Source organism: Micromonospora citrea (assembly GCF_900090315.1).
GTDB lineage: Bacteria > Actinomycetota > Actinomycetes > Mycobacteriales > Micromonosporaceae > Micromonospora > Micromonospora citrea.
Genome location: NZ_FMHZ01000002.1, coordinates 3,698,195 through 3,711,105 on the forward strand (window position 1 = coordinate 3,698,195; position 12,911 = coordinate 3,711,105).

13 protein-coding genes and 1 tRNA gene are annotated in these 12,911 nt (G+C 72.6%); 8 read left to right on the forward strand and 6 right to left on the reverse strand.

What is annotated here, in order from left to right; translation table 11 throughout:
• Window positions 1–2: 2 nt before the first annotated feature.
• Window positions 3–749, reverse strand: coding sequence for a transketolase (locus GA0070606_RS16965; RefSeq protein WP_091100959.1), 747 nt, complete (start codon window positions 747–749; stop codon window positions 3–5).
• Window positions 750–795: 46 nt separating this feature from the next.
• On the opposite strand from GA0070606_RS16965, the gene soxR reads away from it, so the two are divergent.
• Entirely contained in the window at window positions 796–1,260 is a 465-nt protein-coding gene (gene soxR, locus GA0070606_RS16970) for a redox-sensitive transcriptional activator SoxR (protein WP_091100965.1), read from the forward strand.
• Between the two features lie 146 nt (window positions 1,261–1,406).
• On the opposite strand, the gene GA0070606_RS16975 is transcribed toward soxR, so the two are convergent.
• Window positions 1,407–2,384, reverse strand: coding sequence for an NAD(P)H-quinone oxidoreductase (locus GA0070606_RS16975; protein ID WP_091100969.1), 978 nt, complete (start codon window positions 2,382–2,384; stop codon window positions 1,407–1,409).
• A gap of 9 nt (window positions 2,385–2,393) precedes the next feature.
• On the reverse strand, window positions 2,394–2,945 hold the full coding sequence (locus GA0070606_RS16980) for an AAA family ATPase (RefSeq protein ID WP_091100972.1): 552 nt from the start codon (window positions 2,943–2,945) through the stop codon (window positions 2,394–2,396).
• An 86-nt stretch (window positions 2,946–3,031) separates the two neighbouring features.
• On the opposite strand from GA0070606_RS16980, the gene GA0070606_RS16985 reads away from it, so the two are divergent.
• The 5 genes from GA0070606_RS16985 (at window position 3,032) to GA0070606_RS17005 (ending at window position 7,424) form a co-directional block, all read left to right on the forward strand.
• A tRNA-Ser gene (locus GA0070606_RS16985) sits at window positions 3,032–3,120 on the forward strand.
• Between the two features lie 263 nt (window positions 3,121–3,383).
• A complete protein-coding gene (locus GA0070606_RS16990) occupies window positions 3,384–3,845 on the forward strand; it encodes a hypothetical protein (RefSeq protein ID WP_141721714.1) in 462 nt (153 codons plus the stop codon).
• A 362-nt stretch (window positions 3,846–4,207) separates the two neighbouring features.
• Complete coding sequence (locus GA0070606_RS16995) at window positions 4,208–5,221, forward strand: MBL fold metallo-hydrolase (RefSeq protein WP_091100978.1); 1,014 nt, start codon at window positions 4,208–4,210, stop codon at window positions 5,219–5,221.
• Entirely contained in the window at window positions 5,218–6,453 is a 1,236-nt protein-coding gene (locus tag GA0070606_RS17000) for a hypothetical protein (RefSeq protein ID WP_091100982.1), read from the forward strand. The genes GA0070606_RS16995 and GA0070606_RS17000 overlap by 4 nt, the downstream gene beginning before the upstream one ends.
• Before the next feature lie 59 nt (window positions 6,454–6,512).
• A complete protein-coding gene (locus GA0070606_RS17005; protein ID WP_091100986.1) occupies window positions 6,513–7,424 on the forward strand; it encodes a 2-hydroxyacid dehydrogenase in 912 nt (303 codons plus the stop codon).
• Between the two features lie 114 nt (window positions 7,425–7,538).
• Here GA0070606_RS17005 and GA0070606_RS17010 read toward each other — a convergent pair whose 3' ends face one another.
• The gene (locus GA0070606_RS17010; protein ID WP_091100989.1) at window positions 7,539–8,264 is read right to left on the reverse strand and encodes a hypothetical protein; all 726 of its coding nucleotides are present in this window, start codon (window positions 8,262–8,264) and stop codon (window positions 7,539–7,541) included.
• A gap of 145 nt (window positions 8,265–8,409) precedes the next feature.
• On the opposite strand from GA0070606_RS17010, the gene GA0070606_RS17015 reads away from it, so the two are divergent.
• Window positions 8,410–8,943, forward strand: a complete 534-nt coding sequence (locus GA0070606_RS17015; protein WP_091100993.1) for a YbhB/YbcL family Raf kinase inhibitor-like protein — start codon at window positions 8,410–8,412, stop codon at window positions 8,941–8,943.
• A 167-nt stretch (window positions 8,944–9,110) separates the two neighbouring features.
• Here GA0070606_RS17015 and GA0070606_RS17020 read toward each other — a convergent pair whose 3' ends face one another.
• The gene (locus GA0070606_RS17020) at window positions 9,111–9,821 is read right to left on the reverse strand and encodes a class I SAM-dependent methyltransferase (RefSeq protein ID WP_091100997.1); all 711 of its coding nucleotides are present in this window, start codon (window positions 9,819–9,821) and stop codon (window positions 9,111–9,113) included.
• A 210-nt stretch (window positions 9,822–10,031) separates the two neighbouring features.
• Between GA0070606_RS17020 and GA0070606_RS17025 the strand changes: the two genes are divergently transcribed.
• On the forward strand, window positions 10,032–11,852 hold the full coding sequence (locus GA0070606_RS17025) for a DUF6311 domain-containing protein (RefSeq protein WP_091101000.1): 1,821 nt from the start codon (window positions 10,032–10,034) through the stop codon (window positions 11,850–11,852).
• 136 nt (window positions 11,853–11,988) lie between these two features.
• Here GA0070606_RS17025 and GA0070606_RS17030 read toward each other — a convergent pair whose 3' ends face one another.
• Window positions 11,989–12,771 (reverse strand): ferric iron reductase, encoded by a 783-nt coding sequence (locus GA0070606_RS17030; protein ID WP_091101003.1) that lies wholly within the window; start codon window positions 12,769–12,771, stop codon window positions 11,989–11,991.
• Window positions 12,772–12,911 lie beyond the last annotated feature (140 nt).

The following is a 12,911-nucleotide window of genomic DNA, read 5'->3' on the forward strand; positions in this document are numbered from 1 at the left end:
CATCACTGCGCCCCCTGGTCGACGACCGCGACGACGACGTGCGGCCGGTGGTTGTCCTGCCCGGTCAGGGCGGTGTGCAGGGCGTCGTGGTCGTGCCCGTCGACCGTGGTGGCGGTCCAGCCGTTGACGGTGAACCGCGCCCCCGCGCCGCCCGGCCAGCCGTGCGTGGCGGAGCCGTTGTCGATCACGATCGCGGTGAGGTTGGCCAGCCCGGCCGCGCCCGCGTACGCGATCGCCTCGTGGTTGGAGCCCTCGTCCAGTTCCGCGTCGCCGAGCAGCACGAAGACCCGCGGCGTGAGCAGGCCCTGGGCGCGCAGCCCGAGCGCGGTGCCCACGCCGAGCCCGAGCCCGTGGCCGAGCGAGCCGGAGCCGATCTCCACCCCGGGCACCAGCAGCCGGTCGGGGTGGTCGCCGAGCCGGCTGTCGGGCCCGCCCTGGTCGTCCAGCCAGTCGGCGGGGACGAAGCCCCTGGCGGCGAGCACCGCGTAGTAGCCGGCGACGGCGTGGCCCTTGGAGAGCAGGAAGCGGTCCCGTCCCGGGTCGTCGACGGTCTCCGGGGTGACCCGCAGGATGCGGTCGTAGAGCACCCAGAGCACGTCGACCGTGGAGCGGACGTTCGGGCCGAACTCCCGGCCCGCGCGGACCCGCTCGTACAGGGGCGCGACGGGTCCCGGGAGGGGCGGCGTGGTCGGTTCGCCGGGTGGCGAGGTCCCGGCCGACCGAACCGCGTTGGCGGTGATCGTGGTCATACCGATAGCCTGCAAGTTGAAGCCGGCTTCAAATCAAGGCGACGTGATGCACGATTCACTGACCATCGGCCAGCTCTCCGCCCGCAGCGGGGTGGCCCCCTCGGCACTGCGCTACTACGAGCGGCTCGGGCTGCTCCGGGCCGAGCGGACGGGCGGCAACCAGCGCCGGTACGCCCGCACCGAACTGCGCCGGGTCGCGTTCGTCCGGATCTCCCAGCAGGTCGGCATCTCGCTGGACGAGATCCGGGAGGCGCTGGACTCGCTGCCGTCCTCCCGTACGCCCACCTCGGAGGACTGGGCGCGGCTCTCCGCCGTCTGGCGGGAGCGCCTGACCGAGAAGATCCGGCTGTTGACCAAGCTGCGCGACGACCTGGACGGCTGCATCGGCTGCGGCTGCCTGTCGCTGCGGCGCTGCAACCTCTACAACCCGGACGACTCGCTCGCCGGCGAGGGCCCCGGGGCCCGCCTGTTCCTCCCGCGTCCGGCTGCGGACCCGGCACCGACCGCCTGAGCCGCCGCCCGGCCTGGGCCGCGGTGCCGCACGGGCGGATCCCCGCCTGGGGGCCGTCCGCCCGAGCCGGCCGGCTTCCGCCCGGGTGCCGCCCGCCCGAGCCGCGCCCGCGCCCCGGGCGGTGGTGCCGCGCGGGCGGCTCGGCGTCAGCCGAGGGTGAGCAGCACCTTGCCGAGGTGGTCGCTGGACTCGACCAGCCGGTGCGCCTGCGCCGCCTCGGTGATCGGCAGCCGGCGGTCCACGACCGGCCGGACCCGGCCCGCCTCCACCAGCGGCCACACCTGCTCCTGGACGCCCCGGACGATCTCCGCCTTCTGCCCGGTCGGCCGGGACCGCAGCGCCGTGGCCGCGAGCGTGCCCCGCTTGGCCAGCAGCTCGCCCAGGTCCAGCTCGCCCTTGCGGCCGCCCTGCATGCCGATCACCACCAGACGCCCGTCGGCGGCCAGCGCCGCCACGTTCCGGGACAGGTAGGAGGCGCCCATGATGTCGAGGACGACGTCGGCGCCCCGCCCGTCGGTGACCCGCCGGACCTCCTCGAGGAAATCCTGCTCACGGTAGTCGATCGTGTGCGCCGCGCCCAGCTCGCGCAGCCGCTCGTGCTTGGCCGCCCGGGCGGTCACCACCACGGTGGCGCCGAGCGCGACCCCGAGCTGCACCGCGAACGTGCCGATCCCGCTGCCGCCGCCGTGCACCAGCAGCGTCTCGCCCTCCGCCAGCCGGGCCAACCGCACCACGTTCGACCAGACGGTGCACGCCACCTCCGGCAGCGCCGCCGCGTCGACCAGGTCGACCCCCGCCGGCACCGGCAGCAACTGCCCCGCCGGCACGGCCACGCGCTCCGCGTAGCCGCCGCCGGCCAGCAGGGCGCAGACCTCCTGGCCGACCTCCCAGCCGGCCACGCCCGGACCGATCGCGCCGATCATCCCGGAGCACTCCAGACCGGGGTACGCCGGCGCGCCCGGCGGCGGCGGGTAGTGCCCCTGCCGTTGCAGCAGGTCGGCGCGGTTGACCGCGGTGGCCCGCACGTCGACGACCACCTCGCCCGGGCCGGGCACGGGATCGGGCACCTCGCTCCAGAGCAGTGCGTCGGGTCCGCCGGGCTCCGGGATCGTCATCGCGCGCATGACCTGTGTCTACCCCACCCGCCCGTCGGTCCACGCCCGGGCCAGGATCTCGTCCACCGTCTGCGCCGGGGTCTGCGCGGAGGTGTCCAGCCAGAGCCCCACCCGGGGCGTCTCGGCGCGGAACGTCGCGTCGAGGTCGGCAACCGGCCAGCCGCCGTAGCCGGTCTTGTCCCGGGCGTCCTCGCGGACGGCGACGGCCTCGGCGCTCGGGGCGAGCACGACCACCGCCAGCGGCCGGTGCCGGATCCGGTCGACCATGGCAGGCAGTTCGGCGCCGAGGACGACGTCCTGGAGCACCACGGTGAAGCCGGCGGCCGCATAGCCGTCCGCCGCCGACGCGGCGAGGTCGTAGCGCAGTCGCAGCTGCCGCCACGCCTCCTCGGACGGCTCGGCGCTCATCTCCGCCCGGCCGTTCACCACCATCCGCCGGAAGACGTCCCCGCGCAAATGTACGGACCGGGGCAGCCGCCCGGCCAACGCCTCGGCCACAGTGGACTTGCCGGCGGCCATGATGCCGGTGATCAGCACGACGGACGGGGCCTCCCACATGCTGTCGATCATTGCAGCTCGGGTGCCGTGCCCGCTCGCCCGATCCGCCGCCGTGGCAGACTAGGGACGGCCGCGTACCCCTGCGGGGGCGCGGTCCGGGAGGGTTCGCCTAGTGGCCGATGGCGCTGGTCTTGAAAACCGGTAAGGGCAGCGATGTCCTTCGTGGGTTCGAATCCCACACCCTCCGCTCACCTGGACAGCAAGAACGCCCCTGAACAGCGCGAACGCTTGTCAGGGGGTGCCTATGGGGGGTGGGTCGGTCTCACTGCCCACGCCGCTGCCCAGCGTCCGCCGAGGGCGCGGCGTCGGTCGCGGATCAGTTCGGTCAGGCTCGGTGGCTACGCCACGCCCGGGTACGGTGATTCCGCTGAGGGTTCCGTCGTGGTAGCTGCTGCCACAGGTGGCTGCCGTCGGGCCAACCCGTTGTAGCGGCCGATTAAAATGGCCCGCATGATGGTCGCTGCGCTCATGTTTTTCGTCTTTGCGCTCGGGCTTGGCGGTCTAGGTATATATCTGTTCAGACAGGACGCGCCGGGTGTGGGTGCGGTGCTTCTGTTTGTCGCGATGATTTGTTTCGGTGGTGCATATGCGTTCTATCGAGCGGACGCCCAAATGGCAGAGAGCGAGGTCGATCGCGGCCAGGCGGTGGCCTGCGTAGCCGAGATTGTCGACATGCACGATAAGCGTTCCATGACCAACGATTACAGGCATTACCAGTTTCGGCTGCGGGTTCAGGTGCCCGGCAGGGACACTTACGAGACGGACAGCCATGCTGCGGTGTCTCCCCTGACTCTCGGCATGATCGGTGCAGACAAGATCACGTATCATTGCCTGGCCGATCGCAGCGACCTCAAGACGGTGGAAGTCCTCTGGGATCGTCCAGTCATCAGTGCTTCGGCTTCCCCTAGCTAGGCTCCCACCTTCGCGCAGTGGCTCGGACTGTGGCAACGGGCGGCGGCAGGCTTGGCTTGACGCACTTCCCGATCGAGACGCAGCGGAAGAGGCAGCGATGCCCTTCGTGGGTTCGAATCCCACACCTTCCTTTCCGGCTGGGCGGCAGGCACGTGCCTGCCGCCACGTTGTGCACGGAGATCGTCGGCGCCCGCGCGTCCGGCCTTCGCGGACCGGCGAAACGCATCACTCACAAAATGCGCCGAATCAGACACATCTTGAGGAATATTCGCTGGTTCGTCAGGCGCGATCCGGGCACGATCGGTCGCCTGGCCCGTGCAATCGGGTCGTGATGGCGGCCGAGTGCGAGAGGGGCGTCGACGATGCTGGACGAGCCTCCCGAGGGGCGGCAGACAACGCTCACGACCTCTGCCGGGGCGGCGCGTGATCGCGCCCGGACCCGTCCCGGGCGCCTCGAGCACGGGCACCCGTTCCGGCAGTGGAAGACCTGGCGGATGCCCGGCGCCGGGCTGACGCTCACCGGCTATTCCCGGGCGAACGACAAGACGTTCTTCCACATTCCGGAACTGCGATGCAGCCTCGACGCCGGCCTCTGCGAGGGACGGCGGGTGGACACGGTCTTCCTGACACACACCCACCTGGACCACGCCAAGGACCTCGATTTCCTGGCCGCCGACCCGGGCGGCACCGACATCCACCTACCGGCCGAGTCCGTCCCCCACGCCGAGTCGTACCTGCGGGCGACTGCCGAGCTAAATCACGGTGCGGCCTTCGACCCCACCCGTGCGACGGGTCATCGGCTGCACGGCGTACGCGACGGCGACGAGTTCACCTTCGGGCGTCGGGGCCACCACGTACGGGTCGTGGCCTGTGACCACAAGGTGCCCTGCGTGGGCTACGCGTTCGCCGAGCGCGTCAGGCGGCTGCGACCGGAGTTCGACCAGCTCCGGCAGCGGATCCCGGCCGCGGAGTTCGGTCGTGTCCTGGCCCGTGAGCGCGCGGCCGGCGTCGAGGTCGACACGGAGATCCGGCGGCCGCTGTTCGCCTACCTGGGCGACACCCGCGAGACCGTGTTCGAGCGCAACCGGTGGCTGTTCGACTACCCGGTCGTCATCACCGAATGCACGTTCCTCGACGAGGCCCAGGCCGAACGCGCCGAACGCGTCGGACACACCCTGTGGCGCCGGCTACGGCCGATCGTCGAGGCGCATCCGCAGACCCTGTTCGTGCTCATCCACTTCAGCCTGCGTCACTCCGACCGTGAGGTCCTCGCGTACTTCGAACGGCAGGGGCAGCCGCCGAACGTTCTGGTCTGGGCCCACCCGGAGAGCCATCTACCCGAGCAACACCAGCACGGAAGGAGCCCTGCCTCGTGACCCGGCGGACCTGGCACACCGTGCTGAACGGCCGGCTCGACCACGCTGTCTCCGCCATGGCCGAGGTCGCCCATCTGCGACCCGACGACCCGCAGGCCCAGGCGCTGTTCGACCAGTTCGCGGCGGCCAGACCCGCCACCGTCCGGAAGGCGGGACGCCTCACCACGAAACCGCTCCCCCTGACCTCCTGCTCCCTGCTGGCATTCGCCCCGGACCTCTCCGAGTTCGCGGTGGTGCACCAGCGGGGCGAGGTGCGCAGCGTCGAGACGTACGCGCTGCCGTCCGGCGGGCAGCGGGAGAGTTTCCCGTTGCCCGCCGGTGAATGGGACCCGAGCTACTCCGGTCTCGTCCACCTCGGCGACGCCGTCGTCCTCGTCGAGGGGCACAGCCTCCAGCGCATCCACCAGATCGTCCGGTACCGCCGTCCCGGCTGGGTCAGGGAGGTCGTCGCCACCCGCACCCTCGGGTTCCAGCCGGGGATGGCCGCAGTGCCGGGTGCCTTCGTCGCGGGCGGCGAAGGCGAGTTCCTGGTCGGCACGGCGAGCGGCCCGGTTCGGCAGGTGCCGGCGGACGGCGCCGCCAAGGTGCTGGCCGGCGAGCCGATCAGCGGCCGGATCGCCGTCACCTTCGACGACCGTCCGCAGGAGCAGTTGTTCGCCGTTCTCGATGCCGACCTGCGGATCCTGGCCCGCCGAAGGGCCACGTCGGACACGGACAGGATCGGCAGCGCCTGGTTCTGCGGGCCCGAGCGCGTGCAGACGTACGGGATGTGGAACTACCTGCGACTCTGGCGGATCGGCCGCGGGAAGCTCGGCCTTCGCGGCGACCGCCACCTGCCGAAGTACGAGCTGCAATACGGCAAGTCCGCCCCGCTCGGGTTCACCTACGTGCCGGGCCACGACCTGGTCGCGCGGGAGTTCCCCCACGCGCCGACCCGCTGGTACGACACGAAGCGGCTCGACCAGGTCGACGCACCCGATCCGTTCGGCGAGCGGAGGTTCCCGTTGTGGATCTCGCCGGGTGGCGAGTACGCGATCCTCGAGGGGGACGACGGCCTGGAGGTGGCCGACCTGCGACTGGCCGGCCTCGTCACCCGGCCCATGGCCGAACTGCGGCCGGCGGACCTCCTGCCGCTCGCACGGGACGAGAGCAGACTCGGCGACGACGCGAAACTGGTGCTGAGGCTCCTGCGGGCCCGCATGGCGCAGTCCCGGCCGATCGGCGCCGGCTGACGGTCCCACCGTCGGCCCTGTCGTCACGTATCAGGTTTCGCCTGCTCGCCCGATCCAGCATGATCGTCCCTGTGCGCTACCTGATTCCCCACCCCGACGCGGTGGCCGAGCTGAGCGATCTGGACGTCGGGCTCTACGACGGCACCCGGCCCCTGCCCGAAGACCTGGACGACGTCGAGTTCTACGCGGTCCCGTACGGAGTCATCGATCCACGCCTCTGCGAGCCGATCGCCCGGATGCCCCGGCTGAAGGTGGTGCAGACCGTGACCGCCGGCTACGACCACGTCCTGCCGCACCTGCGACCCGGCCTGACGCTGGCCAACGGCCGGGGCGTGCACGACGCGGCCACCGCCGAACTGGCCGTGGCGCTCACCCTCGCCGCCCGGCGCCGGCTGCCGGACTTCGTCCGGGCGGGGGACGAGGGCCGCTGGGCGTCGGGCTGGTCGCCCGGGCTGGCCGACGCCCGGGTGCTGATCGTCGGGTACGGCTCGATCGGCGCCGCGATCGAGCGCCGGCTCGCGGGCTTCGAGGTGGAGATCACCCGGGTGGCCCGCAGCGCGCGCCCCGGCGTACGTCCGGTCTCCGAACTTCCGGAGCTGTTGCCCAGGGCGGACGTGGTCATCCTGTCCACGCCGTTGACCCCGGAGACCGAGGGCCTGGTCGACGCGGACTTCCTCGCCCGGATGGCCGACGGCGCCCTGCTGGTGAACGTGTCGCGGGGTCGGGTGGTCGACACCGCAGCGCTGCTCGCCGAGCTCGCCGCGGGCCGGCTGCACGCCGCCCTCGACGTCACCGATCCCGAGCCGCTGCCCGCCGACCACCCGCTGTGGTCGGCGCCGAACGTCCTGGTCAGCCCGCACGTCGGCGGCCTGACCGCCGCGTTGTCGCCCCGGGCCCGCCGGCTGCTGGTCGACCAGGTGCGGCGGTACGCGGCGGGCGAACCGCTCGCGAACGTCGTCGTCGGGCCGTGACCCGGGCTCGGATTCCTCCTGCGGGCGCCCCTCGATAGGCCGTGCACGCCTCGGCCCACGGCACGACGCCCCCGGCCAGGCGCGCTCGCCGGCCGGGGGCGTCGTGGCGTCCGTTCAGTAGTCCAGCAGAAGGGGCTGGCGGTGCTGGAGCGCGGTCTCGGCGAGGTCGAGCAGCACCGCGAAGCCGAACCGTGCGACATCGGCCAGCGACGGGTCGTCGGTGAACAGCCCTCGCCGTAGCTCGGCCGGGTCGTGCCCGGCGAGGACACCTGCGCGTTCGTCCAGCAGGCGCAGCTCCGCGACCAGCCGCTCGACCGAGGCCATCCGGACCGGCTCACCCGTCGGCCGGGACGCCTCGAAGACGAGCGGATCCGCGGCGAGCGGCAGCCACCACTCCACCCCGGACAGCAGGCTGAGGAAGCGCTCGGGCTGCGCCGAGGCCGCCTGGTAAGCGGGAGCATCGGCGAACTCGCGCGGGCTGTCCTTCCTGTCCCAGGGGCCCTTCCTGTCCCAGGGGCTCGGGCACAGGTCCGGGCGCTCGTCGTACGCGGCGAGCAGCAGGACGGCACCGAACCCGTCCCAGTCGGGCTTGTCGGTCCAGTACGGCTGGGACGGGCCGTCCGGCCAGTCCACCGGGCCGCCGAGGGCCTCGCCGAGCCACTGCTGCCACTCGCGTACGGCGCCGTGGACCATGTCCGGGTCGGTCTCCCCGTCCTCCTCCTCGTGCGCCCGCACGACGCGCACGTCGTACCCTTCCTGCGCGCCGATCTGTTGGGTGATGGTCAGCCAGTCGCCGAGGTGGTAGCGGGTCAGCGGCCCGACATAGAGATCAAGTCCCATGGGGAGGCATTCTCTCCCAGCGGCACGCCGCGTCTCGACCCCGTTCGAGTCGTCGGGTCGCCGCGGCTTCCGGTTCGATCGCGGGCGTCGGCGGGGTATGAAGGTGAGCCAAGGACAACCGCACCAATCGGAAGGACTCGTCCCGATGAGCCTGGAACGACCGATCGCCCCGGACCCGTACGAGCTGCTGCCGACCGTGTCGGCGTTCACCCTGACCAGCGACGACGTGCAGAACGGCGAGCCGATGGACGCCGCACACGCCCACGGCAGCGTCGGGGGCGGCAACGTCTCGCCGCAGCTCGCCTGGTCCGGCTTCCCGGCCGAGACCAAGGGCTTCGTGGTGACCTGCTTCGACCCGGACGCGCCGACCGGCAGCGGATTCTGGCACTGGGTCGCGGTCAACCTGCCGTCGAGCGTGACGGAACTGCCGCGGGGCGCGGGCTCGGAGGACCTCGGCGGCGGCTTCACGGTGCGCAACGACTACGGCGAGCAGGGCTACGGCGGGGCCGCGCCGCCGGCCGGCGACCGCCCGCACCGCTACGTCTTCGCGGTGCACGCCCTCGACGTGGAGCGCCTCGACGTCACCCCCGACGCGACCCCCGCCGCCGTCGGCTTCAACCTCGCCTTCCACACCCTGGCCCGCGCCGTGATCCGCCCCACCTACCAGATCAAGCACTGACCCACCCATCCGCCCCCGCCCCCACCCCACTCGCCCCGCGATCTTGCACTTGCTGCCCCGACAGAAGGGGCGAAGGCCGCGTAACGGGGGCCGAAAGTGCAAGATCGCGGGGGCCGGGGCCGGGGCCGGGGTCGGGGCCGGGGCCGGGGGTGGGGGTGGGGTGGGGGTCAGGAGGGGACGCGGGCCACGGCGAAGACGGACTGGCCGAACGGAGGGCGGACGCGCTGCTCGGCGGCCTTGGTGGCGGGGAGCACGAGGGTGTCGTAGACCTTCACCATCGGGCCCTCCTTCGGCATCAGGCGGAAGACCTTGGTGGCCATGAAGTAGCCGATCAGGCCGAGCGCGTTCGCGTAGTGGATCTTCTCCACCGTCAGGCCGGCGGCGGTCATCGCGTCGGCCAGGGTCTTCTTCGTGTAGCGGCGCACGTGGCCGGTGGCGATGTCCGCCGGGCTCATCGCGAACTGGAACGCCGGCACGATGATGATGACGTTGCCGCCGGGCCGGACCAGGTCGCGCATGCTGCGCAGCGCGCCCACGTGGTCCTCGATGTGCTCCAGCACGTTGTACGACACCGCGGCGCTGTAGTCGCCCCGCTCGGAGTGCGGCAGGAGCATCTGGCGGACCTCGATGCGGGGCTCGTCGGCCAGCCGCTCCTTGAGCGAGACGAGCCGGTCCGGGTCCGCCTCGGTGGCGGTGAACCGGGGCAGCCGCTCCGCCCACTCCAGCGCGTAGTCGCCGAGCCCGCTGCCGATCTCGATCGGATTGTCACCGAGGTACGGCACGGCCAGCTCGACGAACCAGCGACGGTGGTTGACCGCGGTCGCGAGGCCCTCCAGGACCTCGGACTGCACGCGCTGATCCCCAGTGATTTCTGCCATGCGTCGATTCCTCACGATATGACTCGACCCGCGCCTGGACCGACAGAGTGAATCATCCGCGCTGACGGCAGAAGAATCGGGGCACCATGGTGGCCGAATTGCGGTCGGGGGTGGGCACGTGATCGGCGGTCGGCGAACCCGGCACATGGTACGGCAGTACCCCGAAACATGTCACGGCGGCGCTAGCGGCTGACTACTCTACGAATCGTCATGACTACTCCCGAATCGGGTCCCCCCGCCGGCGCGTCCGCGCGCGGGGCGTCGGAGGGCGGTCCCGACCGGGGATTATGGCGGTGGAGCGGCCGGTGGGCGGACGTCGCCGCGGTGGCGAGCTTCGCCGCGCTCGGCTTCTGGGTGACCGCGCGGCTCTGGCTGCGCCCCTCGCACGGCGTGCGGGACAACCGCACGGACCAGTCCCAGTTCGAGTGGATGATGGCGCACGGCGCGCGCGTCGTGACCGATTTCGTCCATCCCTTCACGTCCGACCGGATGAACGTCCCGGACGGCGTCAATCTGATGGCGAATACGTCTGTATTGTCCGTATCGCTGCCAATGACGCCCGTCACCCTGCTGTTCGGCACCCGGGCGTCCTTTCTGCTCTTTCTCACCCTCGGCATGATCGCCACGGCGACGGCCTGGTACTTCCTGCTCTCCCGGGTGGTCGTCGGCTCCCGGGGGCCGGCCTGGCTCGGCGCGGCGTTCTGCGCGTACGCGCCGGCGATGGTCTCGCACGCGAACGCGCACCCCAACATCGTCTCGCAGTTCGTGGTGCCCCTGATCATCTGGCGCACGCTGCGGCTCGGCGAACCGGGCCGCTGGCTGCGCAACGGGGTGCTGCTGGCGCTGGTGATCGTCTGGCAGGCCTTCATCAACCTCGAGGTGCTGCTGATGACCGCGATCGGGCTGGGCGTGGTCGTCGGGGCGCTCGCCCTCGGCCGGCCCGAACTGCGTCGCCGGGCGCGGCCGTTCCTCGCCGGGCTGGGCACGGCCGCCGTGGTGGCGTTCGTCCTGCTGGCGTACCCGCTCCACGTCCAGTTCTTCGGTCCGGGCGCGTACAACGGCCTGTCCTGGCTGATCCGCGGCTACTCCACGGACCTCGCCTCGTTCGTGGCGTACTCCCGGGAGTCCCTCGCCGGTGACGCGCGCACCGCGCAGGGGCTGGCGAAGAACCCGACCGAGGAGAACGCCTTCTTCGGCTGGCCGCTGGTGGTGCTCGTCGTCGCCCTGGTGTGGTGGCTGCGCCGGCACGTCGTGGTGCGCGGGCTGGCCGCCCTCGCGCTGCTCTTCGGCCTGCTCTCCCTCGGGCGGGAGATCCAGTTGAACGGCAGGGGGACCGGCGTCCCCGGCCCGTGGGCGGCGCTGGAGGGCCTGCCGATCCTGCACTCGGTGGTGCCGACCCGGTGGGCGCTGGCGATCACCCCGATCGTCGGGGTGCTGCTCGCCTACGGGGCGGAACAGGTCCGCGTGCTGGCCGCCCGGCACCCGGGGGCCCGCCCGCAGATCCGCTTCGCCGCCGCCACGGTCGCCGCCATGGCGTTGCTGCCGATCCTGCCGACCCCGCTGCCCACCACCCGGCTCGACGCCGTTCCCGCCTTCGTCACCTCCGGCGCCTGGCGGCCGTACGTGGCCGGCGGGCGGAGCATCGTGACCCTGCCGCTGCCCGACACCCACTACGCCGACCCGCTGCGCTGGTCGGCGCGGACCGGGCTGGAGATGCCCATCGCCCGCGGCTACTTCCTGGGCCCGGACACTCGCCCCGGGCGGGACCGGGTCGCCCTGTTCTCCGCCCCGCCCCGACCGACCAGCGAGTTCTTCGCCGAGATCCGGCGCAGCGGCGCGGTGCCGCCGATCACCCCGCAGGCGCGGGTCGACGCGGTGGGTGACCTGCGCTACTGGCGGGCGGGTGCGGTGGTGCTCGGGCCGCACCGGCACGCCGACGCGCTGCGCCGGGGGATGACGGAGCTGACCGGCGTCCGGCCCACGTACACCGGCGGGGTCTGGCTCTGGGACGTCCGCACGCTCACCGACTGAGCGCGCTGTCCGACGACGTCGCCCCGGGGCCGCCGACGGCGGCGCCCAGGAGGCCGCCGGCGGGCAGCGTCGGCCCGGGGTCGCGAGCGCCGCCGGCCGAGGGCCGCGGACGGTGGCCGGAGCGGCCGGCGGGCGGTCAGGGCTGGCGGACGCAGCAGCCCTGGCAGACCTTGGGCTTGGGGAGGGTGAAGGCGAGGCAGCAGGTGCGCCGCTGCACGGTGGGCTCGCCGGCCGGGCCGGGCACCAGCTCCACCAGGTCGGCGAGGTCGAGCGCGCCGAGCAGCGTCTCGATCGTCTCGACCGACGAGCCGGGCAGGCCGTCGGCGGCCCGGAGGATGCCGTGGGCGATGCCGGACGCCACCGACCCGAGCAGGGTGCGCGCGCCGATGCGGACCTCGGCCTGGATCGCCGCGATCATCGGCGCCAGGTGGGCGTCGAGCAGCGAGGCGCGCAGCACCCGGAGCAGCTCCGCCTCGTCGGCGACGACCCGCACCTCGGGGAGGCCGGAGAGCGCCAGCGGGTCGCCGGGCAGCACCGCGACCGTGGTCGAGCGCCGTAGGCCCATGGTGAGCAGCGGGCGGTGGTCCTCGAAGTGGATCAGGACGTCGGCCGGGTCGAGCAGCGGCACCCGCCGGGCGGAGGCCCAGCCGAGCACCACGGGCAGCGCCGTCCAGTAGCTGTAGGACTTCCAGGCCAGCGCGGCGCAGGCGTGCGGCGTGCCGCCCCAGCGCAGGGTCGCCGAGTGCAGGAACTCGGGCAGCCGGGTGCCGTCGACCAGGGTGCTGGCCGTGCTCCAGCCGAACTCGTCGGCCACCAGCAGGCCGGGCGCGAGGCCGGGCACGTCGTCGGTGCCGAACATCCCGCGCAGGGCGGCGGTGACCGGCGCCAGCGGCGCGGCGGCGACCTGACGCCCCGGCATCACCGCTGTCATCCGCTCATCCCCCGTCCGAAGCGCTCCCAACTGAGCTAAGGCTAGCCTAACCACATCGCGGGGGCCTAGGGAAGCCTCGCCCCTGTCGGATGTCCGAGGTGCGGATCACCGCCACGGGCCGCTCGCCG

What these genes read in the sequence shown, in the direction of transcription:
- GA0070606_RS16965 (WP_091100959.1), bottom strand. Translation starts at nt 749, where the DNA reads ATGACCACGATCACCGCCAACGCGGTTCGGTCGGCCGGGACCTCGCCA.
- soxR (WP_091100965.1), top strand. Translation starts at nt 796, where the DNA reads ATGCACGATTCACTGACCATCGGCCAGCTCTCCGCCCGCAGCGGGGTG.
- GA0070606_RS16995 (WP_091100978.1), top strand. Translation starts at nt 4,208, where the DNA reads ATGCTGGACGAGCCTCCCGAGGGGCGGCAGACAACGCTCACGACCTCT.
- GA0070606_RS17020 (WP_091100997.1), bottom strand. Translation starts at nt 9,821, where the DNA reads ATGGCAGAAATCACTGGGGATCAGCGCGTGCAGTCCGAGGTCCTGGAG.
- GA0070606_RS16975 (WP_091100969.1), bottom strand. Translation starts at nt 2,384, where the DNA reads ATGCGCGCGATGACGATCCCGGAGCCCGGCGGACCCGACGCACTGCTC.
- GA0070606_RS16980 (WP_091100972.1), bottom strand. Translation starts at nt 2,945, where the DNA reads ATGATCGACAGCATGTGGGAGGCCCCGTCCGTCGTGCTGATCACCGGC.
- GA0070606_RS17025 (WP_091101000.1), top strand. Translation starts at nt 10,032, where the DNA reads ATGACTACTCCCGAATCGGGTCCCCCCGCCGGCGCGTCCGCGCGCGGG.
- GA0070606_RS17015 (WP_091100993.1), top strand. Translation starts at nt 8,410, where the DNA reads ATGAGCCTGGAACGACCGATCGCCCCGGACCCGTACGAGCTGCTGCCG.
- GA0070606_RS17030 (WP_091101003.1), bottom strand. Translation starts at nt 12,771, where the DNA reads ATGCCGGGGCGTCAGGTCGCCGCCGCGCCGCTGGCGCCGGTCACCGCC.
- GA0070606_RS16990 (WP_141721714.1), top strand. Translation starts at nt 3,384, where the DNA reads ATGATGGTCGCTGCGCTCATGTTTTTCGTCTTTGCGCTCGGGCTTGGC.
- GA0070606_RS17005 (WP_091100986.1), top strand. Translation starts at nt 6,513, where the DNA reads ATGATCGTCCCTGTGCGCTACCTGATTCCCCACCCCGACGCGGTGGCC.
- GA0070606_RS17010 (WP_091100989.1), bottom strand. Translation starts at nt 8,264, where the DNA reads ATGGGACTTGATCTCTATGTCGGGCCGCTGACCCGCTACCACCTCGGC.